Here is a 21669-nt window from a genome sequence, read left to right as displayed (position 1 = left end):
ATCAGCGAAGCCCGCTAGTCTACACCGGATTTCGCTGCTCACGGAACCCCCTTTGATTTTTCTCTGCGTCTTGTCTCCGGGCACAGACCACCCACGGAGCACGGCCGTAGCGGGCCCCACCCAGGGGCGTCGCTTCTGGGGCAGCAACAGCACGCCCCCCCTGACGCCCTGTCTATATATAGAGATGTCTCCGCCCGACGAAGGCGTCGCTTGGGGTGCGCGGGATAATCGAAGGTTCTTCGTTTTCAGGTTCGTCATGGCACTCATCACCTTGCAGGATGCGCAACTGGCTTTTGGCCATGTGGCGCTGCTCGATCACACCGACTTCGCACTTGAGACGCAAGAGCGCGTTGGGCTGATCGGGCGCAACGGGACGGGCAAGTCGTCCCTGCTGAAAATTCTGGCCGGGCTGGAGAAGCCGGACGATGGGGCGCTGCAGGTGCAGACCGGCCTGCGCGTGGCCTATGTGCCGCAGGAACCGGTGCTTGACCAGGACAGCACGGTGTTCGAGGCCGCCAGCCTGGGCCTGGCGGACGCTAGGGCGGCGCGCGATCTCTACCTGAGCGGCGCCGACGGCCTGGACCTGGGGGAGTTGCAGAACCGGATCGAGGCGCTGGACGCCTGGAACTGGGAGCAGCGGGTGGAGGAGACCCTGCACCGGCTGCACCTGGACGGTGGTGTGAAGGTGGGCACTTTGTCCGGGGGCAACAAGAAACGGGTGGCGCTGGCGCAGGCGCTGGTGAGCCGGCCCGATGTGCTGTTGCTGGACGAACCGACCAACCACCTGGATCTGGACAGCATCACCTGGCTGGAGGACTTGCTGCTGGAATACCGAGGCAGCGTGGTGACCATCAGCCACGACCGCGCGTTTCTGGACCGGGTGGCCACCCGCATGGTGGAACTGGACCGGGGCCGCCTGCTGAGCTACCCCGGCAATTTCGCCCAGTACCAGGCCTTGAAGGAAGAGCAGCTGACGCAGGAGGCGGTGATCAATGCCCGCGCGGACAAGCTGCTGGCGCAGGAAGAGGTGTGGATCCGCAAGGGGGTGGAAGCGCGTCGCACGCGGGCGCAGGGTCGCATCACGCGGCTGGAACACCTGCGGGAACAGCGGGCACAGCGCCGCGATGCCTTGGGCCGGGTGAAGCTGGAGGTGGCCAGTGGCGGCGCCAGCGGCAAGATCGTGGCGGAGCTGGACCGGGTGTCCAAGTCCTTCACCAGCGCCGATGGCAGCCCGCGCACCGTGATCCGCGAGTTCACCGGCACCATCCTGCGCGGCGACAAGATCGGTCTGATCGGCCCCAACGGCGCGGGCAAGACGACGCTGCTGAAGATCATCCTGGGCGAACTGGCCGCCGACAGCGGCACCGTGCGACAGGGCAGCAAGCAGACGGTGGCGTATTTCGACCAGATGCGGGACCAGATCGACCTGGACGCGACGCTGGAGGATTTCATCAGCCCCGGCAGCGAGTGGATCGAGATCGGTGACAAGCGCACCCACGTCAAGAGCTATCTCAGCGACTTCCTGTTTTCGCCGGCGCGGGCCAACGCACCGGTGCGCACGCTCTCGGGCGGCGAACGCAACCGCCTGCTGCTCGCGCGGCTGTTTGCGCGACCGGCCAACGTGCTGGTGCTGGACGAACCGACCAACGACCTGGACATCGACACGCTGGAGCTGCTGGAAGACCTGCTGCAGCAATATGAAGGCACGGTGTTCCTGGTCAGCCACGACCGCCGCTTCCTGGACAACGTGGTCACCAGCACCCTGGTGGCCGAGGGCGACGGCCGCTGGCGCGAGTACGTGGGCGATGTGCAGGACTGGCTGACGCAGTCGGCCCGCGCCCAGGCGCTGCAGCGCGAGCGGGCGCCCGCCGCGGCCCCGGCGGCGGCGCCCGCCACCGCACCTGCAGCGCCCTCTGCGGCGGCGCCGGTGGCGGCCAAACGCAAGCTCAGCTACAAGGAACAGCGCGAGTTCGACGCCCTGCCGGCACAGATCCAGGCGCTGGAAGCCGAGCAGGCCCAGATCGACGCGGCACTGGCCAGCGGTCAGCTGTTTGCCACCGATGCCGCGCGCGCGACTCAATTGAGCGCCCGGCACGCCGAAATAGAGGGGCTGTGGCTGCTGGCCCTGGAGCGCTGGGAAGCGCTGGGCGGCGCCTGACGAACCACCTGGCCACGTGCCGCACCACCCGACCATGCCCCATTCCGCCCAACGCATCGCCCTGGACTTGCAACGTGCCCTGCAGGACGTGCGGCAGGAGCGCGAGCGCGTGCGGCGGCTCATGGCCGAGCTGGACCGGCAGAACGCCGAGCTGGACCGCCTGCGCAGCTCGGTGCACCGCGAGTCCAACAGCCGTCTGCTGGCCGAAGAGGCGCTGGACGAAACCCGCGACCGCCTGCAGCTGGCGGTGGACGCGGCCGGCCTGGCGCTGTGGGACTGGCAGCTGCCCGCGCCCCAGATGTTCCTGACCGCGCGCTGGGGCGAGATGCTGGGCGACATCGCCATGGAGGGCTACTGGGACACCAGCGGCCTGCTCGACCGCGTGCACCCGGAAGACCGTGCCCGGGTGGAAGCGGCCACACGCACCCTGCTGGACGGCCAGCAGCAGCGCGCCGTGTCGCAACACCGGGTGCGCACGATCGACGGCTGGCTCTGGATCGAGAGCCACGGCATCGTCGCGGAGCACGACGCCAAGGGCCGCCCGATCCGGCTGATGGGCACGATCGCGGACATCGGCGAGCGCAAACGTGTGGAGGCCGAGAGCGAGCGTGCGCGCGCGCTGGCCGAACAGGCCAGCCGCGCCAAGAGCGAGTTCCTGGCCAACATCAGCCACGAAGTGCGCACGCCGCTGAACGCGTTGATGGGCCTGACGCGGCTGCTGATCGATTCGCCGCTGAACCCGGAACAGAAAAGCTGGCTGGAGCTGATGGACAGTTCGGCCCACGCGCTGCTGGCGCTGCTCAACGACGTGCTGGATCTCTCGCGCATCGAGGCCGGCAAGCTCAGCATCGAACACGTGCGCTTTCACCTGCACGACACGCTGCGCGAAGTGGCGGCGCTGTACGCCGAGCAGGCGCGCGCCAAGCCGCTGGAATTTGCGCTGGAGTTGGCCCCGGGCCTGCCACAGCAGATGCAGGGCGACCCGGGCCGGCTGCGCCAGGTGCTGGGCAACCTGCTGTCCAACGCGGTGAAGTTCACGCCCCGCGGCGGGCGCATCCGTGTGACGGCGCAGGCCATCACCGCGGCCGGCACGCGCCAGCACCTGCTGCGCCTGCGTGTGCAGGACAGCGGCGTGGGCATTTCGCCCAAGCAGCAGCCCACCCTTTTTGACGCCTTCACCCAGGCCGACGCCTCCACCGCGCGCCGCTACGGCGGCAGCGGGCTGGGCCTGGCGATCTGCTCGCGCCTGGTCAAGCTCATGGGCGGCGGCATCGAACTGCACAGCGAGCTCGGCCAGGGCAGCGTCTTCACCGTCACGCTGCCGCTGGTGGAAGCCTCCACCGACCACGCGCCGCTGAGCGCGCCGATCGAACTGAGCGAAGTGGCGCAGGCGGGCCAGCGCTTCGCCGGCCTGACGGTGCTGGTCGCCGAAGACCACCCGGTCAACGAACTGCTGATGAACCAGCTGCTGCAGCGTCTGGGCTGCACCGTGCGCAACGCGCGCGACGGCGAACAGGCGGTGCAGCAGTGGGCGCTGGGCGGTGTGGACCTGGTGCTGATGGACGTGCAGATGCCCGGCAGCAACGGGCTGCAGGCCACGCGCCGCATCCGCGATCTGGAGGTGGCGCGCGGCCTGTCGCACACGCCCATCGTGGCGGTGACGGCCAACGCCATGAACGGCGACCGCGAAGCCTGCCTGGCCGCCGGCATGGACGGCTACACCCCCAAGCCGGTGAGCCCCCAGGCCCTGATGCACGCCATGGACGACGCGCTGCTGCGCGCCCAGGGCCTGCCGCCGCGCGCGCCCGGCACACCGGCCGCCCCGGACACCGAGGGCCGCAGCCCGGCCGTGGCCGGGGCGCTGGACGTGCCCAAGCTGCTGCGGCGCCTGGACGGCGACCGCGACACCCTGCGCGCACTGGCCCAGGCCATGCGCACCGACCTGGAGCAGCGCCTGCGCGAACTGCACGCCGCCCTGGCCGCGCAGGACGCCGATCGCGCCGTGGCGCACGCCCACGGCCTGAAGGGATCGCTGGGCAGCATGACGGCCGAACGCGGCGCCCGCCTGGCCAAGGGTCTGGAACTGGCCGCGCGCTCGCGCGACTGGCCGCTGTTTGCCCGTGCCCTGCCACTGATGCAGGTCGAGGCCCAGCAGATCGACGCCGCGCTGGCCGTGCTGCTCAGCGGGCCGACGCCAGCCGCCTGAACACCTTCCAGAACGCCGCGTCCTGCGTGGTCGCGAAGTTGATGCGCATCAGCGTGCTGGGCGCGCGCGCGGCGTGGAACAGGGCGCCGGGCGCGATCAGGTAGCCTTCGTCCATCAAGCGCTGCGCCAGCGCCTCGGTGTCGACCCCGGTGTCGACCCAGCCGAACAGGCCCGAGGGCTCGGCCACGAAGCGGCAACCCGCCGCCTGCGCCAGCTTGACGCTGCGGCTGCGCGCGGCGTCCAGCCGGGTGCGGATGCGCTCGGCGTGGCGGCGCAGCTGGCCGCTTTCGATGCACAGCGCCATGGCGCGTTCGAGCAGGCTGGGCGTGGTCAGCGTGGCCAGCAGCTTGGTGTCGAGCAGGCGCTCGGTCAGGTCGGGCGGCGCCACCAGGTAGCCCACGCGCCAGTTGGGCGCCAGGATCTTGGCGAAGCCGCTGACGTAGAGGGTGCGCTGCAGGCCGTCGAGCACGCTCATGCGGGTGGCGTGTTCGGGCGCGATGTGGCTGTAGGTGTCGTCCTCGACGATGTGGAAGTTGTGCTGCTGCGCCAGCTGCAGCACGCGGTGCGCGCTGGCCGGGCTCAGGCAGTAGCCCGTGGGGTTGTGCAGCACGCTCACGCTGACGAACAGCTTGGGGGCGTGCGCCTCGCAGTAGCGCGCCATCACCGCCAGATCGGGCCCCGCCGGGCCGCGCGGCACCGGCAGGATGCGCATGCCCAGCGCATCGAGCCGCGCGAATTCCACCGCCCAGCCGGGTTCTTCGACCATCACCGCGTCGCCCGCCTTGAGCAGGGTGCGGCTGACGATGTCCAGCGCGTGCGTGGCGCCCACGGTGGTGATGATCTGCGCCGGGTCGGCCGGCAGGCCGATGCCCTGCAGCCGCGCGGCCAGCACGCGGCGCAGGTGGCCGTCGCCCTGCGGTTCGCCGTAGCGCAGCGAGCTTTCGGCCAGCGCGGCGTGGCCGCTGACCTTGCGCACCGCCGCCGACATGAAGCTCGATTCGAGCCACTCGGGCGGCAACACCCCCATGCCGGGCTGCGGCAGGCTGCCGCTGGGGTGGAACATGCCACGGATCAGCGTGGCCGCACTCAGCGGCGCGGCCCGGCGCGGCTCGGTGGCGGCGGCGGCCGCCTCGCGCACACCGTCGCGCAGCGGCGCACGCTCGCGCACGAAAAAGCCCCGGTTGCGCCGCGCCTCCACCAGGCCCTGGGCCAGCAGCAGATCGTAGGCCGCCACCACGGTGGACGGGTTCAGGCCGTGCTGGGCAGCGCACTGGCGCACGCTGGGCAGGCGCGCGCCGGGCGCGAGCAGGCGGTCGCGGATGCGGGCCGCAAAACGCTCGGCCAGTTGCTCGGTCAGCGTCTGGGCGGTGCTGCGCGTCAGCGCCGGGGCGGTCGCCGCGTCGGGCGCGGGGGACTTGCTATCAAACATGCGGTGTATGGGCTTGATCAACCGTACAGATGCGCCATGTGCGCCAGTCAACTGTATGGCCTGTGTATGGCTGTCAAGGATAAAGTGCAACGCATGTCCCGACAAGCCCCCCTGGAAAACGCATGACCGCCAGCGAGTTCAGCGCCCTGCTGGTGCTGGCCACGGCCACCAGCTTCACGCCCGGCCCCAACACCACGCTGTCGACCGCGCTGGCGGCCAACGGCGGCCTGCCGCGCGCGCTGCGCTTCATCGCCGCGGTGCCGGTGGGCTGGGGCCTGCTGTTCACGCTGTGCGCGGGCGGGGTCGGCTCCCTGGTGGTGGCCGTGCCGGCGCTGCGCTGGGCCATCCTGCTGGGCGGCACGCTCTACCTGCTGTGGCTGGCGCGGCGCCTGTGGGGCAGCCGCTCGCTGACCACGGTGGACGCGTCGAGGCTGAGCGTGACGTTCTGGCAGGGCGTGGGCCTGCAGTTTCTCAACATCAAGGCCTGGATGCTGGCGCTGTCCATCGTCGCGGGCTGGATCGCCGGCCAGGCCGATGCACCGCAGCGCTTCGTCTCGGTGCTGCCGGTGCTGCTGGCCTTCGCCTTCTTCAGCAACCTCAGCTACGCCCTGGTCGGGTCGCTGCTGCGCCACTGGCTGGCCGGTCCCGTGGTGGACGGCCAGCCCAGCGGCGCGCGGCTGCTGGTGTTCAACCGCGGCATGGCGCTGGCCCTGGTGCTGACGGCCGGCTGGATGCTGCTGGGCGGCGCCGGCCTGAGCGGGAGAGCGGCATGAGCGCCCGCATGGCCGTTCCGCAGGGCGCTCGCCCGCCGTGCGCCGCACAAAGGGTCGTCCCATGAACACCACCGCCGTGCCGTCTGCCGCGCCGCGCCTGAGCGACGCCACGCTCGGCCTCTGGCTGGGTGTGCTCGGGGTCGTGGTCTTCGCGCTGACCCTGCCCATGACACGCCTGGCCACCGGCTCGGTCGACGCGCCACAGCTCTCGCCCTGGTTCGTCACCTGGGCACGCGCGGCGCTGGCCGGCGGCCTGTCGGCGCTGTACCTGCTGGCCACGCGCTCGCGGCGGCCCACGCGGGCCGAGCGCGGGCCGCTGCTGCTGTCGCTGGCGGGCAACGCCATCGGCTACCCCCTGCTGCTGGGCTGGGCGCTGCGGCATGTGCCGTCGGGGCACGCCGCCGTCATCACCGCGCTGCTGCCGCTGGCCACCGCGGCCGTGGCGGCCTGGCTGATGCACCAGCGCGCGCGCCTGGGCTTCTGGCTGTTCGCGGTGCTGGGCAGTGCCCTGGTGGTGGCCTACAGCCTGATCCGCGCGGCCCAGGCCGGCCACGGCCTGGGCCTGAGCTGGGCCGACGCGCTGCTGGTCGGCGCCGTGCTGGCCGCGTCGCTGGGTTATGTGGGCGGCGCCCAGGCCACGCCCACGCTGGGCGCCGAGCGCGTGATCAGCTGGGTCTGCGTGATGGCCCTGCCGCTGACCGTGCCGGGTGCGCTGCTGACCTGGCCGGAACAACCCATCGCCACCGCGTCCTGGTGGGCACTGGCCTACGTGGGTGTGTTCTCCATGTGGGCCGGCTTCTTCGCCTGGTTCCGCGGTCTGGCCCTGGGCGGCGCGCTGCGCGTGAGCCAGACCCAGCTGCTGCAACCCTTTGTCAGCATCCTGGCGGCCGTGCCGCTGCTGGGCGAATCGCTGGACCTGATGACGCTGGGCTTTGCCCTGGCCGTGGTCGCCACCGTGTTCCTGGGTCGGCGCATGGCGGCACCACCCCCAACCGCAGGCTCGGCGCCGCGATGAACCCCGCCCCGCTCAAAGCCGACTTTCAGGCCCTGCTGGCGGCCTTGCCGCAGCCCGCGCAAGGCGCCTACCCGCACGGCACGCCGTTCGTGGCCGCGCTGGCCCACGGCAGCCTGCGCGTGGAACTGTTCGCGCCGGCCACGTCGCAGCTGGGCCGCGACATCCAGCAACCGCACGCGCAGGACGAGCTGTACGTGGTGCAGCGCGGCACGTCGGCGTTCTGGCGCGCCGGCCAGTCCGAGACCGCGCAGGCCGGCGATATCCTCTTTGTCCCCGCGGGCGTTGAACACCGCTTCGAAAATTTCAGCCCCGACTTTGTCACCTGGGTCGTGTTCTACGGCCCACCCCATGGAGAAACCGCATGACCTGGACGCTCGCGCAACGTGCCCACAAGATGAACCCCTCGGTGATCCGCGAGATCCTGAAAGTGACCGAAAAGCCCGGCATCATCAGCTTCGCCGGTGGCCTGCCCTCGCCCAAGACCTTCCCGGTCGAGGCTTTTGCCGCCGCCTGCGAAACGGTGCTGCGCACCGACGGCCGCGCCGCGCTGCAATACGCCGCCAGCGAAGGCTACCGCCCGCTGTGCGAATGGGTCGCGGCCAGCATGCCCTGGGACGTGTCGGCCGACCAGGTGCTGATCACCACCGGCAGCCAGCAGGGCCTGGACCTGGTGGCCAAGGTGCTGATTGACGAAGGCAGCAAGGTGCTGGTGGAAACGCCCACCTACCTGGGCGCGCTGCAGGCCTTCACGCCGATGGAACCGAACATCGTGAGCGTGGACAGCGATGCAGAGGGTGTGGACGTGGACGACCTCGCCGCTAAGGCCGAGGGCGCGCGCTTCCTCTACGTGCTGCCCAACTTCCAGAACCCGACCGGCCGCAGCATGAGCGAGGCGCGCCGCGCCGCGCTGGTGGCCGCCGCACAGACCGCGGGCCTGCCCATCGTGGAAGACAACCCCTATGGCGACCTGTGGTTCGATCAGCCGCCGCCCAAGCCCCTGACCGCGCGCAACCCCGACGGTTGCATCTACCTGGGCTCGTTCTCCAAGGTGCTGGCCCCCGGCCTGCGCCTGGGTTATGTGATCGCGCCCAAGGCCATCATGCCCAAGCTGCTGCAGGCCAAGCAGGCGGCCGACCTGCACAGCCCCAGCTTCAACCAGCGCATGGTGTCCGAGGTGCTCAAGGACGGCTTCATTGACCGCCACGTGCCCACCATCCGCGCGCTCTACAAGAGCCAGTGCGCCGCGATGCTGGAGGCACTGGCCAAGGACATGGCCGGCCTGGACGTGCAGTGGAATTCGCCCGACGGCGGCATGTTCCTGTGGGTGCGCCTGCCCGAAGGCCTGAACGCCGTGGAGCTGCTGCCCCAGGCGGTGGACAAGGGCGTGGCCTTCGTGCCCGGCGCCGCGTTCTACGCCGACCACGCCGACCCGCGCACCCTGCGTCTGTCGTTCGTGACGGCCAGCGTGGAGCAGATCCACATCGGCATCGCCGCGCTGGCGCAGGCCATCCGCGAAGCGTCGAAAGGCTGACGCCATGCTGCGACTCTGGGGCCGCATCAGCTCGATCAATGTGCGCAAGGTGGTGCTGTGCGCGCAGGTGCTCGGCCTGCCGTTCGAGCGCCTAGACGCCGGCCTGTCCTATGGCGTCGTGGGCACCCCCGACTACCGGGCGAAGAACCCCAACGGCCTGGTGCCGCTGCTGGAAGACGGCGACTTCACGCTCTGGGAATCGAACGTGATCGTGCGTTACCTCTGCTGCCGTGAGGGTTCGCCGCTCTACCCGCAGGACATCCGGCAGCGCTTCAACGCCGAGCGCTGGATGGACTGGCAGCAGACCGAGCTGAACCCGGCCGGCAGCCCCGCGTTCAAGCAGCTGATCCGCACACCGGCCGAACAACGTTGCCCGCAGGTCATCGCCGCGTCGGTGGCCGCCACCGAGCCGCTGTTCCAGCAACTGGACGAGCACCTCGCGCACCACCCCTTCATGGCCGGCGACGCGCTGACCATGGCCGACATTCCCATCGCCTGCGAGGTGCACCGCTGGTGGGGCCTGCCGCAGCCGCGGCCCGCCTGGCCGCACCTCGAACGCTGGTACGCGCAATGGCTGGCCCACCCGGCCAGCCGCGGCGTGCTCGACCTCCCCCTGTCCTGATCCGGAACCCACCCCATGCCGCAACGCCCCTTCAAGCAAGTCGACGTCTTCACCACCACGCCCTACCGCGGCAACCCGCTCGCGGTGGTGCTGGACGGCGCGGGCCTGTCGACCGAGCAGATGCAGCACTTCACCAACTGGACCAACCTGTCGGAGTGCACCTTCCTGCTGCCGCCCACACCCGAGGGCGCGGCCGCCGGTGCCGACTACCGCGTGCGCATCTTCTGCCCCGGGCGTGAACTGCCGTTCGCTGGCCACCCGACCCTGGGCAGCTGCCACGCCTGGCTCGAAGCCGGTGGTGTGCCGCGCGGCGAACACGTGGTGCAGGAATGCGGCGTCGGGCTGGTGAAGCTGCGCCGTGACAGCCAGCGCTTGGCGTTCGCCGCACCCCCCCTGATCAAGAGCGGCCCGCTGGACGAAGCCGACGTGCAGCTGATCGCCCGCGGCCTGGGCGTGGCGCGCGCCGACATCACCGCCCACGCCTGGTGCGACAACGGCCCCAACTGGCGCGGCGTGATGCTGCGCAGCGCCGAGCAGGTGCTGGCGCTCAAGCCCGATGGTGCGGTGCTGGCCGGGCTGGACATCGGCGTGGTCGGCCCACACCCCGCCGGCAGCGACACGGCGTTCGAGGTGCGCGCCTTCTTCCCCGGCAACAACGGCCTGGCCGAGGACCCGGTGACGGGCAGCCTGAACGCCGCGCTGGCGCAGTGGCTGATCGGCGCCGGCCTGGCGCCCGAACGTTATGTGGCGGCGCAGGGCACGGCCCTGGCGCGCGAAGGCCGGGTGCACATCGAACGCGACGCGGGCGGCACCATCTGGGTCGGCGGCGCCAGCGTCACCTGCATCGAAGGCCAGGTGACGCTGTGAGCCCCGCCGCGGGCGGCCAGCTCGACCACCTGGTGGTCGCGGCGCGCACGCTGGACGAGGGCGCGGCCTGGTGCGAAGCCAGCTTGGGTCTGACGCCCGGCCCCGGTGGCGAGCATGCGCTGTTCGGCACCCACAACCGGCTGCTGCGGCTGGCCTGTGACGGGGCGCCGCGCGCCTACCTCGAAATCATCGCCATCCAGCCGCAGGCCCGGCCCACGCGCGGCGCCGGCCTGCGCCGCTGGTTCGATCTCGACGAACCCTCGCTGCAGGACCGGCTGGTGCAGCAGGGGCCGCAGCTGGTGCACTGGGTCGCCAGCGTGCCCGACCTGGCGGCGGCCACGGCGGCCTGGCGGGCGCTGGGCATTGATCGCGGCCCCACATTGGCCGCCTCGCGCGCCACGCCGCACGGCCTGCTGCAGTGGCAGATCACGGTGCGCGACGACGGCCAGCGGCTGTTCGGCGGCGCGCTGCCGACCCTGATCCAGTGGGGCGTGGCCCACCCCAGCGAGCGCATGGCCGACAGCGGCCTGAGGCTGCAGTCACTGACCCTGCAGCACCCGCAGGCGGTGGCGCTGCGGCGGGCGCTGGCCGCCATCGGCATCACCCAGCTGGCGGTGACCGAGGGCGCCGCCGGCCTGTCCGCCACGCTCGACACCCCGGGCCGGGGCCCGGTGCGGCTGGACCATCCGAGCGCCCCGCCACACCCCTGAAGCGCCGCCCCGCCTTTTTTCCACAAAACCACCCCATGCACCTGCCCAACCTCGCCGACATCGAAGCCGCCGCCCAGGTGGTCTACCGCGCCTTCCCGCCCACGCCCCAGTACCGCTGGGCGCTGCTGAGCGAGCGCCTGGGCGCCGACTGCTGGGTCAAGCACGAGAACCACACCCCGGTGGGCGCGTTCAAGATCCGCGGCGGCCTGACCTATTTCGACCAGCTCAAGCAGCGCGGCGAGCTGCCGCGCGAGGTGATCAGCGCCACGCGCGGCAACCACGGCCAGAGCATCGGCTGGGCCGCGCGCGAACACGGCGTGGCCTGCAGCATCGTCGTGCCGCGGGGCAATTCGTTGGAGAAGAACGCCGCCATGCGCGCGCTCGGTGCGCAGCTGATCGAACACGGCGACGACTTCCAGGAAAGCCGCGAACACGCGCGGCAGGTGGCCACCGAGCGCGGCGCCCACATGGTGCCCAGCTTCCACAAAGACCTGCTGCGCGGCGTCAGCACCTACTGGTGGGAATTTTTCACCGCCGTACCGCAGCTGGACGTGGTCTACGTGCCCATCGGTCAGGGCTCGGGCGCGTGTTCGGCGGTCGCCGCCCGGCGGGCCCTGGGCCACGGCGTGCGCATCGTCGGCGTGGTCAGCGCCCACGCCACCACCTACGCCGATTCGATCGCGGCCGGGCGTGTGGTCGAGGCGCCGGTGAGCACGCTGCTGGCCGACGGCATGGCCTGCCGGGTCGCCGACGCCGAGGCGCTGGCCGTGCTCGCGCCGGCCCTCGACCACATCGTGCAGGTCACGGACGACGAGGTCGCCCAGGCCATGCGCTGGCTGTTTGCCGACACCCACAACGTCGCCGAAGGCGCGGGCGCGGCCGCCTTTGCGGCCGCCATGCAGGAAAAAGACAGGCTCAAGGGCCAGAGCGTCGGCATCAGCCTGAGCGGCGGCAACGTCGACAGCGAGCAGTTCGCCGCCGTCCTGGCGGGCGAATCGCGCTGAAACGGGGCCTGGTCCACCCCCGCGCCGCCGGCGGCGTGCCTTGCCGGCCGCGCCGCCGTCAGAGCCGGTGGCACTTCGGGCTGTCCAAGTCTGCGCAGGCAGACTCGGAGCCGCTGCCCTCAGGCCCCTCAAGGAGACGGCACTGGCGGCCCGGCAAAACTGGTTCTGTTGGGCCCTGGACCCACGGCCCTTGCGGCGCGCGCCGAGCCTGCTCAGCGTCTGTGGAGGAACCGCCCTTCGACACGCTCAGAACGGGCCCCTCGCATCGGGTGAGCCGCCGTCAGGCGGGGTGCGCGGGGGTCACCAGCCGGGCGACGATTTCACAGAACGCTTCCACCGCGTCGGTCTTGAACACCACCTCGGTCACACCGGCGGCCGCGGCTTCGGCCTGCAGCTCGTCGCTGATGTAGCCCGAGGCCACGGCCACCGGCAGGTCGGGGCGGATGGCGCGCACCGCGCGCGCCACGTCCACGCCCGACATGCCCGGCATGTTGTAGTCCGTCATCAGCAGGTGAAAGCCCTGCGGGTCCGCGCGCACGGCGTCGATCGCCTGCTGCTGCTCGGTGAAGGCCGTCACCTTGTAACCCCGGCGCTCCAGCAGGCGGCGCACCAGGAAGACGAGCGTGTCGTCGTCGTCCAGATACAGGATGTGGCGCTGCGTGGCGCTGGAGGTGTCGGCCATCTCGTGTTGCTCCTGGGGTTGTGCCGTGGTGTCGGCCATGGGTGTGACAGTGCCTGCCATCGTACCGGCAAGCGCCAGCGCGCCGTCCGTCGGCTGGGTGGGCAAAGCCGTGGCGGCCGGAAAGTAGAGGTGGAAGGTGGTGCCCCGCCCGGGCTCGCTGTCGACTTCGATGGCGCCGCCGTGCGCCTGCACGATGCCCAGCACCACCGGCAGGCCCAGGCCGGTGCCGCGGCCCACCGCCTTGGTGGTGAAGAAGGGCTCGAACATGCGCTGCTGGGTGGTGTCGTTCATGCCGCAGCCGTCGTCGCTCACGCTCACGCACACCGCGTCCACCCCGTTCTCTTCGCAGGCCTGCGCCACCTCCTGGGGCAGCGCGGGGTCGCGTCGCTCCAGGCCCCGCACGCGGTAGGCGATGCCGCCCGTGCGTCCTTCCAGCGCGTGGATGGCGTTGGTCCCGAGGTTGAGCAGCACCTGGCCGAGCTGGGTGGCGTCGGCGCGGATGGCCGGCGTGGTGGCCGCCACGTCCACCGTCAGCTGGATCTGCGGCGTCAGCGCGGTGCGCAGCAGGCTGGTGGTTTCGGTCACCACGTCGCGCAGGCACACCGGCGTGCGTGAGAGCGGCTGCTGGCGCGAGAAGGCCAGGATCTGGCGCACCAGCTCGCGCCCGCGGCGCGCGGCGCTGCTGATCTCGTGCAGGCTCTCGCGCGCGGGCGAACCCGGGTCCAGGTCCTGGCGCGCGAGGTCGGCGTTGCCCAGGATGGCAGCGAGGATGTTGTTGAAGTCGTGCGCCACGCCGCCGGCCAGCGTGCCCAGCGCCTCCATCTTGTGCGACTGCGAGAGCTGCAGCTCCAGCGCGCGCTGCTGCTGCTGCGCCTGCTTGAGCGAGGTGATGTCCACAAAGGTCAGGACCACATGGCGCAGGCCGCCGATGGCGTCGTTCTCGGGGTAGGCGTTGCACAGCGCCCAGCGCACCGCGGCGCCATCCCCGATCCGGATGCCCCCCACCACGTCGCCGACCGGTTGACCGCTGGCCAGCACGCGCTCGAACGGCGTCTCGTGCCGCGGCATGGGGATGCCGTCTTCGCGCAGCAGCGGCCGGTCGGGCGATGCCCGTTGGGGGCCGTCCAGCGGCCAGTCAAAGAAGCGCCGGGCCGCCGTGTTGGCCGAGACGATGCTCCGGTCGGGCCGGAACACCACCACGCCGGCACCCAGGTTGGTGATCAGGGCGCGCGAGTCGGCCGCCCGCTCGGCCATGGCCTGGCGGGCCTGGTCGGCCTCTTGGCGCAGGCGCAGCGACACCAGGGCGCTGAACAGCAGCACCCGCAGGAACTTGGTCAGCAGAAACAGCAGCAGGAAACCGCTGCCCACCCGGTCCAGCCGCGAACCGTCGAAGGCCACCCAGCCCGTCACGCCCAGCAGCATCGCCAGTTCGAACACCGTCAGCGCCGCCAGGGCGCCGTATTCGGGCGCCAAACGTTTGGCCCGCTCGCGCAGCAGGTCGCGCAGCACCAGCACGACGAGCAGGGTCATCGTCAACGCATGGACCATCTGGTGGCCGGCGGGCTGGTCGGAGCCCAGCGCCAGCCCCAGCTGCATCACCAGCTGAAAGACCAGCATGCCGGTCAGCGGCCGCCACGGCGCGGGGAGCTTCAGGTAAGCCCGCAACCCCACCCAGGCACAGGCGTTGGAGGCGAACATCACCAGCCCCGTCAGGCCGGCCGCCAAGGGGCCGGCACCGCCCACGCGCACCATGAGCAGGACCGAGGAGACGATGCTCAGCACCGCCCCCAGCGACCACCAGCCGGGCCCGGGGATGCCCGGGTAGCGGCGCATCTGGCCCCAGAAGGCCACGGCGATCAGGGCGTCCACACCCAGACGCACCAGCAGCAGGGTGGGCAGATCAGGCAGCATGCGGCCAGGATACAAGCGTCATGCCCCGATTGAAGCACGCCACCGCAACCGCGAGCGCCGACAAAACACGGGCCAAAACCGCCCAATTCCGCCGACGGCATCGCCCAGGTGACAGCGCGGGCTCCGGACAAACCCGATCAGTCGCTGCGGGGACAAAGCGGTGCCGCGGCCGGCGCACAGAATCGCGCCCCATGGGAACCCTCTACCTTGTGCGCCACGGCCAGGCCTCGTTCGGGGCCGACGACTACGACCAGCTCAGCGAACTCGGCCAGCGCCAGGCCGAACGCCTGGGCCGCTACTGGGCCGAACGCGGCCTGCGCCTGGACGCCGTGCTGACCGGCACGCTCAAGCGCCATGCGCAGACCTGGCAAGGCATCGCGCAGGGCGCCGGGCTGGGGTTGCAGCCCCTGGTCTGGCCGGGTCTGAACGAATACGACAGCGAAGCCGTGATCCGCGCCGTGCTGCCCAGCCGGCGCGACGCCGGCCTGGGCGACCCGACCACGCCCGAGGGCTACCGCGCGCACTTTCGCCTGCTGCGCGACGGCCTGGCGCAGTGGATGGCCGGCACCGTCAGCCCCGAGGGCATGCCCGACTACACCGCCTTCGTGCACGGCGTCAGCAGCGCGCTGGACCATGTGCGCCAGCACCACGCCGGGCAGAACGTGCTCATGGTCACCAGCGGCGGCCCGATCGCCACCGCCGTGGGCCATGTGTTGGGCCTGAGCCCGGACGCCACCATCGAGCTGAACATGCGCATCCGCAACAGCGCGGTGACCGAGTTCGTGTTCGGCCCCAAACGGCACACGCTGCTGACCTACAACACGCTGCCGCACCTGGACGGGCAGGCCTTCACCGACTGGGTGACCTACGCCTGATCAGCCGAAAGCGGTGGTCTCGGTCAGCGTGTCGGGCGGCAGCTGGTCGATTTCGGCCAGCACACGCGCCAGGGCACGGCCCGCAGCGTCCAGCAAGGCCTGGCCTTTTTCGGCCGTGGCGGCGGCGGCGTTGCCCGCCGCGCCTTCGGGGTTGACGTCCTGCATCATCCAGCCGAGCTTGGCGCTCTTGCCGTTGCCCAGCGTGGCAAACCGTTCGGCGCGGTCCTGGGACGTGGAGCGGAAATACCCCGCCCGGTCCATGCGCACGCACCCGGGGCGCAAGGCCAGCATCATCGAGGTCTCGATCTCGCCCGCGTGGATGCCGAAGCGGTGCTCCTCGGCGCTGAAGCGCGCATTCACGTCCTGTCCCTGCGCATCGAGCAGTGGCAGGCCGAACCAGTTGACGCTGTAGACCAGCAGGCCCAGGCGCGCGCGCAGGTCGCGCGCCACCAGGTCCAGTGCCCCCACCTGGCCGCCGTGGCTGTTGAGCAGCACCAGCTTCTTCACACCGCTGGCGGCCACGCACTCGCCCAGCTCGGTCCAGACGCGGATCAGCGTCTCGGCCTTGAGCGTGAGCGTGCCGGCAAACCGCGTGTGCTCGGGCGAAAAACCCACCGCCTGCGTGGGCAGAAACAGCGCGGGCAGGTCGGGCGCGATGTGCGGCAGCGCGGCGGCCACCACGCCGTTGACGATGTCCGTGTCCACCGACAGCGGCAGGTGCGGCCCGTGCTGTTCGGTCGCGGCCACCGGCAGCACGGCGATGGCGCGCGCCCGGTCGACGGCGGCGAAGTCGGCGGTGGACAGGTCGGACCAGAAGCGGGCGGGGGCGTTCATGCCCCGCAGTTTAGGCGTACATCCAGGCCCTGGACCACGGCAGCTCGGCCGCACCGCGCCCCGCCGGCCGGCACAGCACCTGGTAGAGCGCGACCTGATCGCTCTCGAACGCCCAGGCGCAGCCGGCCAGGTACACGCGCCAGATGCGCCATTGTTTTTCGCTCACCAGCGGGCGGATCTGCGGCGTGCGCGCCTCGAAGCTGTCGCTCCAGCAGGTGAGCGTGCGCGCGTAGTGGCGGCGCAGGTTTTCCACGTCGAAGGCCTCCAGCCCGCCCTGCTGCAGGCAACGCAGCAGGGTGCCAATGTGCGGCAGCTCGCCCTGCGGGAAGACGTAGCGTTCGATGAAGCCGCCGCCGCCGAGCGCCACCTCGCCGTCGTGCGCGTCGGTGCTGGTGATGCCGTGGTTCATGGCCCAGCCGTCGAGCACCAGCAGCTCGCGGATGCGCGCGAAGTAGGCCGCCAGGTGCCCAATGCCCACGTGCTCGAACATGCCCACGCTGGTGATGCGGTCGAACGGCCCGTCGGCCACGTCGCGGTAGTCCTGCAGCCGGATCTGAATGCGCTCCTGCAGCCCGGCCGCGCGCACCCGTTCGCGGGCCAGATCGGCCTGCTGCTGCGACAGCGTGATGCCCACGCAACGCGCCCCGAAGTGCTGCGCCGCCCGCAGCACCAGCGCGCCCCAGCCGCAGCCAATGTCCAGCAGGCGCTGGCCCGGCTGCAGGCGGATCTTGCGCAGGATGTGGTCGATCTTCTGCTCCTGCGCCTGCGCCAGGGTCTCGTCGCCGTGCGCGAAATACGCGCAGGAATAGACCATGGCCGGGTCGAGCCACTGGGCGTAAAAGGCGTTCGAAACGTCGTAGTGGTAGGCGATCGCCTGCCGGTCCCCCTGGCGCGAATGCTGCGCCTGCCGCTGCAGCCGCCCGAGCAGCCCGCCCGCGGGTTCGGCCGTTTCGGCCAGGCGCTGCGCCACGCGCAGCACGTCGCGCAGATCGCCGTCGACGTCGATCAGCCCTTCCACATAGGCCTCGCCCAGCGTGGCCAGGCTCGGGTCGATCAGCAGCCGCAGCGCCTGCGCGTCGCGCACGCGGATGTGCACGCTCGGCTGCTCGAAATAGCCCAGCGCGAGGCTGCTCGCCCCGCCTTCGCCCCAGCTCAGCCGCACCGGCAGGTTGGCGCTGCCGCGCACCCGCCGCACCCAGGGCACCAGGGCCCGCTCCAGCATCGATCCCATGGGCATACCTCCAGACCGTTCCACACCTCCCTGTGTGTCCTGCCGAAGCCCGCTTTGTAATCAATCGCGGCGCACTTGTGAACCTTGGGCGACCACAAGGCTCTGTCTGTCATCGCCCGCCCGGTTGCGCCCACGTTTCAGTGCCGGCTTATATTGGCGGACTTGCCTTCCGTGGCCCTGCGGGCCGCCCGCTGCTTTTGCCTGAACACCCCATGCCGTTTTTCCGCCGCTTTTTCCTCGCCGCCCTGGCCGTCCTGTGCCTCGCGACCCTGCCCGTTGCGGCCCAGGGCCTGCTCGACAAGCCGGCCGCCGCCGAACCGCAGATGGTCAGCGGCCAGCTGCTGGCCCACGCGCCCGAGGGCGCCACACCGGGCCGCCCGGTCTGGGTCGGCCTGCAGCTGACCCACACACCCGAATGGCACACCTACTGGAAGAACTCGGGCGACTCCGGCCTGCCCACCGAACTGCAGTGGACCCTGCCCCCCGGCGTCACGGCCGGCCCCATCGCCTGGCCGACGCCGCGCAAGTTCCCGCTCGGCAGCCTGGCCAACTACGGCTACAACGGCACCGTGCTGCTGCCCGTGCCGCTGCAGGTGGACCCGTCGTTCACCGGCGGCCACATCGACGTGCAGCTCCAGGCCACCTGGCTGTCGTGCCGCAAGGAATGCATCCCCGAAGAAGGCACGTTCAACCTGCGCATCCCGGTGCAGGGCTCCACCGCGCTGCACGGCCTGGTGTTTGAAGCCGCCCTGGCCGTCGCCCCCAAAGACCAGCCCGCCGCCGGCAGCGCGTTGACCCCCGAACCCGGTTTCCTCAAAGCCAGCGTCAAGGGCCTGCCCGCCGCCTGGCGTGGCAAGACCCTGGAATTCCTGCCCGAAACACCGGGCCTGATCGAACCCGGCGCCGCCTGGACCCAGGCCTGGGACGGCGAACGCTGGACCGCCCAGGTGCCGCTGTCGGCCCAGCGCAGCGAGGGCCCCGCCAACGTGCCCCTGGTGCTGGCCCTGGCCAACCCGCCCGGCGAAGGCGCCGCCCCGGCCGGCGTGCGCCTGGCGCTGCCGGTGCAGGGCACCTGGCCCGCCGTGGCCGCACTGCCCGCCGCCGTGCCCGACGCGCTGCAAAAGGCGCTGGACGAGAACGCCGCCCGCGCCAGCACGCCGCCGGCCAGCGGCGGCGCCCCCGTCACCCTGTGGGCCGCGCTCATCGGCGCGCTGCTCGGCGGCCTGATCCTCAACCTCATGCCCTGCGTGTTCCCGGTGCTGGCCATCAAGCTGCTGGCCTTCGCCCAGCACGCCGACGACCGCGCCGCCCACCGCCGCGCCGGCCTGGCCTACACCGCCGGCGTGGTGCTGTCCTTCGTCGCCCTGGGCGGCCTGCTGCTGGGCCTGCGCTCGGCGGGCGAGGCCATCGGCTGGGGCTTCCAGCTGCAAAGCCCCTGGGTGGTGGCCGCGCTGGCCACGCTGTTCACCGTCATCGGCCTCAACCTGGCCGGCCTGTTCGAATTCGGCTCGGTGCTGCCCAGCCGCGTCGCCAGCCTGCAGGCGCGCAGCCCCACCGGCGATGCCTTCCTGACCGGCGTGCTGGCCGTGGCCATCGCCTCGCCCTGCACCGCGCCCTTCATGGGGGCCTCGCTGGGGCTGGCCATCGCGCTGCCGGCCTGGCAGGCGCTGGCCGTGTTCGCCCTGCTGGGTGCGGGCATGGCCCTGCCCTACCTGGCGGCCAGCTGGTGGCCGGCGGTGGCGCGCGCGCTGCCGCGCCCCGGGGCCTGGATGAACACCTTCCGCCACGGCATGGCCTTCCCCATGTTCGCCACCGTGGTCTGGCTGCTGTGGGTGCTGGGGCAGCAAAGCGGCATCGACGGAGCAGCCGCCTTGCTGCTGCTGCTGCTGGCGCTGGCCCTGCTGATCTGGACGCTGGGCCTGCGCGGCAAGGGCCGCGCGGTGCTGGGCGGGCTGGCGGCCGTGGCGCTGGTGTGGCTGGGCATCGCCGTCGGCCCGAACGTGACGCGCCTGCAAGACAGCGGCGCGGGCGCCGGCGTGGCCACCAGCGTGCAGGGCCTGCGCTGGGAACCCTGGAGCCCCGAGCAACAGGCCGCCCTGCTGGCACAAGGACGCCCGGTGTTTGTGGACTTCACCGCCGCCTGGTGCGTGACCTGCCAATACAACAAGCGTGCCACCCTGGCCGACGCCGCCTTGCTGGCCGAGATGGCGGCCAAGAACGTCGCCCTGTTGCGCGCCGACTGGACGCGTCGCGACCCGGTCATCACCGCCGAACTGGCCCAGCTGGGCCGCAACGGCGTGCCGGTCTACACCCTGCTCCAGAACGGGCAGCCGCCGGTGGTGCTGAGCGAAGTGCTCAGCGTGGACGAGGTGCGCTCGGCCATCGGCCGGCTCTGAGCCGGAGGGAATCCACCCGGGCGGCATGGTGGTGCGTCGCGCCTGCGGCGCCGTGCCGCCCCGCCGTCAGAAAACCTCGTCCGTCCCCAGGTAGCGCCACTGCCCCACCGGCAGGTTGCCCAGCACCACGCTGCCGATGCGGATGCGCTTGAGGCCGACCACGTGCAGACCAACCTGCTCGCACATGCGGCGGATCTGGCGTTTCTTGCCTTCCCGCAGCACAAAGCGCAGCTGCTCGGGGTTCTGCCAGTCCACCTGCGCGGGGCGCAGGGGCTGGTCGTCCAGGCTCAGGCCGTGGCGCAGCAGGGCAAGGCGTTCGCGCGGAAAGACAGCCTGCACGTCCTGCGTGACCACGCCCGCGCCCTTGGGGCCGTGGGGCGCCCAGTGCACGCGCACCAGGTATTCCTTTTCCACGCCCGAGTCTTCGCCGATCAGGGTGCGCGCGACCCGGCCGTCCTGCGTGAGCACCAGCAGGCCGGTGGAGTCGATGTCGAGCCGGCCCGCCGGCGCCAGGCCGCGCGTGTGCACCGCTTCAAAGCGGCGGCCGCCGCGGTCTTCGCGCCAGTGGCTCTGCGGTTTGATGAGCACCGCCGCGCTTTCGTGCCCGTCTTCGGGCAGACCGCTGACGTAGCCCACCGGCTTGTGCAGCAGGATGGTGACCTGCCCGGCCTGCTGGTGGCGCGCCTGCGGCAGCACCTCGACCTGCGCGTCGGGCGGCACCGGCTGGCCCATGACGGCGGGCTGGCCATTGACCAGCACCCAGCCGCGCGCGATCCATTCGTCGGCCTCGCGGCGCGAGCACAGGCCCAGGTCGGCCATGCGCTTGTTCAGGCGCACCTCGCCGTTGGCGTTGCCGACACGGGCCAAGTCGGGCCGCAGGTCGCGCGGCGCACGGGGCGGGCGCGGGGCGTCGGGCTGGAAGCGGGGGGCGGCATCGCGCGGCGCATCCGGGCGCTGGCGCGGGGCCGGCGCGCCCGGGCGGCCCGCGGGGGCGGAACGCTCGAAGCGCCCGCCAGGGGCGGGCCGTTCGGCGCGTGCACCCGGGCCGCGGTCGCCCGGCCCGGAACGCCGGTCCTGCGGGGCGCCGCGGTCGTTGCGGTCGTTGCGGTCACTGTCCGGGTAGGGGCGGCGCTCACCGCCCGACGGGTTCTGCGCCGCCCAGGCGGCGTCGCGCGCGGCGCGTTCGGCCTGCACTTCGGACAGCGGGCGGGCGCGGGCCGGCCCGCGCGGGCGCACGGGCGCACGGTACGCAGCGGGCTTGTCCGCCGCCGACTTGGGTTTGAGCTGTAGGGTCTTGGGCTTTTCGGTCATGCCCCGATGATCCCACGCGGCCGCGCGAGAAGCGACCCGCGCAGCGGCGGAGCGTGGGGACGACGGGCCAGCCGCCGGGCCACCCCAAGGCAGGCCCAGCCCCCTTGGGGGGCA

General features: G+C 71.6%; 17 protein-coding genes. 12 read left to right on the top strand and 5 right to left on the bottom strand.

Annotated features, from left to right (window positions below; translation table 11 throughout):
• Window positions 1–256: 256 nt before the first annotated feature.
• Together RMP09_RS21620 and RMP09_RS21615 are read left to right on the top strand one after the other, a co-directional pair.
• A complete protein-coding gene (locus RMP09_RS21620; RefSeq protein WP_310568044.1) occupies window positions 257–2158 on the top strand; it encodes an ATP-binding cassette domain-containing protein in 1902 nt (633 codons plus the stop codon).
• Window positions 2159–2192: 34 nt separating this feature from the next.
• A complete protein-coding gene (locus tag RMP09_RS21615) occupies window positions 2193–4364 on the top strand; it encodes an ATP-binding protein (protein ID WP_310568043.1) in 2172 nt (723 codons plus the stop codon).
• Here the strand turns inward: RMP09_RS21615 and RMP09_RS21610 are convergent.
• Window positions 4339–5793 carry a PLP-dependent aminotransferase family protein gene (locus RMP09_RS21610; RefSeq protein WP_310568042.1) on the bottom strand — a complete coding sequence of 485 codons (1455 nt, stop codon included), beginning with the start codon at window positions 5791–5793 and terminating at the stop codon, window positions 4339–4341. The two genes, RMP09_RS21615 and RMP09_RS21610, sit on opposite strands and share 26 nt — an antisense overlap.
• 122 nt (window positions 5794–5915) lie before the next feature.
• Here RMP09_RS21610 and RMP09_RS21605 point away from each other — a divergent pair, with 122 nt between their 5' ends.
• The 8 genes from RMP09_RS21605 (at window position 5916) to RMP09_RS21570 (ending at window position 12315) form a co-directional block, all read left to right on the top strand.
• A complete protein-coding gene (locus tag RMP09_RS21605; RefSeq protein ID WP_310568041.1) occupies window positions 5916–6566 on the top strand; it encodes a LysE family translocator in 651 nt (216 codons plus the stop codon).
• A 61-nt stretch (window positions 6567–6627) separates the two neighbouring features.
• Window positions 6628–7581: a DMT family transporter gene (locus RMP09_RS21600; RefSeq protein WP_310568040.1), complete on the top strand. Its 954-nt coding sequence runs from the start codon at window positions 6628–6630 to the stop codon at window positions 7579–7581.
• Complete coding sequence (locus tag RMP09_RS21595) at window positions 7578–7946, top strand: cupin domain-containing protein (protein WP_310568039.1); 369 nt, start codon at window positions 7578–7580, stop codon at window positions 7944–7946. Before RMP09_RS21600 ends, RMP09_RS21595 begins: the two co-directional genes overlap by 4 nt.
• Entirely contained in the window at window positions 7943–9112 is a 1170-nt protein-coding gene (locus tag RMP09_RS21590; protein WP_310568038.1) for a PLP-dependent aminotransferase family protein, read from the top strand. The genes RMP09_RS21595 and RMP09_RS21590 overlap by 4 nt, the downstream gene beginning before the upstream one ends.
• Before the next feature lie 4 nt (window positions 9113–9116).
• Window positions 9117–9734, top strand: coding sequence for a glutathione S-transferase (locus RMP09_RS21585; protein ID WP_310568037.1), 618 nt, complete (start codon window positions 9117–9119; stop codon window positions 9732–9734).
• A 15-nt stretch (window positions 9735–9749) separates the two neighbouring features.
• Window positions 9750–10601 carry a PhzF family phenazine biosynthesis protein gene (locus RMP09_RS21580; RefSeq protein ID WP_310568036.1) on the top strand — a complete coding sequence of 284 codons (852 nt, stop codon included), beginning with the start codon at window positions 9750–9752 and terminating at the stop codon, window positions 10599–10601.
• Window positions 10598–11311 carry a VOC family protein gene (locus RMP09_RS21575; RefSeq protein ID WP_310568035.1) on the top strand — a complete coding sequence of 238 codons (714 nt, stop codon included), beginning with the start codon at window positions 10598–10600 and terminating at the stop codon, window positions 11309–11311. The genes RMP09_RS21580 and RMP09_RS21575 overlap by 4 nt, the downstream gene beginning before the upstream one ends.
• Window positions 11312–11346: 35 nt before the next feature.
• Window positions 11347–12315, top strand: a complete 969-nt coding sequence (locus tag RMP09_RS21570; RefSeq protein WP_310568034.1) for a threonine dehydratase — start codon at window positions 11347–11349, stop codon at window positions 12313–12315.
• Window positions 12316–12595: 280 nt separating this feature from the next.
• On the opposite strand, the gene RMP09_RS21565 is transcribed toward RMP09_RS21570, so the two are convergent.
• Window positions 12596–14908 (bottom strand): ATP-binding protein, encoded by a 2313-nt coding sequence (locus RMP09_RS21565; protein ID WP_310568033.1) that lies wholly within the window; start codon window positions 14906–14908, stop codon window positions 12596–12598.
• A 191-nt stretch (window positions 14909–15099) separates the two neighbouring features.
• Here RMP09_RS21565 and RMP09_RS21560 point away from each other — a divergent pair, with 191 nt between their 5' ends.
• Window positions 15100–15783 (top strand): histidine phosphatase family protein, encoded by a 684-nt coding sequence (locus tag RMP09_RS21560; RefSeq protein ID WP_310568032.1) that lies wholly within the window; start codon window positions 15100–15102, stop codon window positions 15781–15783.
• Here RMP09_RS21560 and RMP09_RS21555 read toward each other — a convergent pair whose 3' ends face one another.
• Window positions 15784–16617 (bottom strand): creatininase family protein, encoded by an 834-nt coding sequence (locus tag RMP09_RS21555; RefSeq protein WP_310568031.1) that lies wholly within the window; start codon window positions 16615–16617, stop codon window positions 15784–15786.
• A 10-nt stretch (window positions 16618–16627) separates the two neighbouring features.
• The gene (locus tag RMP09_RS21550; RefSeq protein ID WP_310568030.1) at window positions 16628–17848 is read right to left on the bottom strand and encodes a cyclopropane-fatty-acyl-phospholipid synthase family protein; all 1221 of its coding nucleotides are present in this window, start codon (window positions 17846–17848) and stop codon (window positions 16628–16630) included.
• A gap of 212 nt (window positions 17849–18060) precedes the next feature.
• Between RMP09_RS21550 and RMP09_RS21545 the strand changes: the two genes are divergently transcribed.
• The gene (locus tag RMP09_RS21545; RefSeq protein ID WP_310568029.1) at window positions 18061–20244 is read left to right on the top strand and encodes a protein-disulfide reductase DsbD family protein; all 2184 of its coding nucleotides are present in this window, start codon (window positions 18061–18063) and stop codon (window positions 20242–20244) included.
• A 66-nt stretch (window positions 20245–20310) separates the two neighbouring features.
• Here the strand turns inward: RMP09_RS21545 and RMP09_RS24120 are convergent, their stop codons facing one another.
• Window positions 20311–21555, bottom strand: coding sequence for a pseudouridine synthase (locus tag RMP09_RS24120; RefSeq protein WP_409559770.1), 1245 nt, complete (start codon window positions 21553–21555; stop codon window positions 20311–20313).
• Between the last annotated feature and the right edge of the window lie 114 nt (window positions 21556–21669).

The organism is Hydrogenophaga sp. (assembly GCF_031426985.1).
GTDB lineage: Bacteria > Pseudomonadota > Gammaproteobacteria > Burkholderiales > Burkholderiaceae_C > Hydrogenophaga.
Note: the sequence above shows the minus strand (reverse complement) of the source record. Positions and strands in the feature narration are given on the sequence as shown.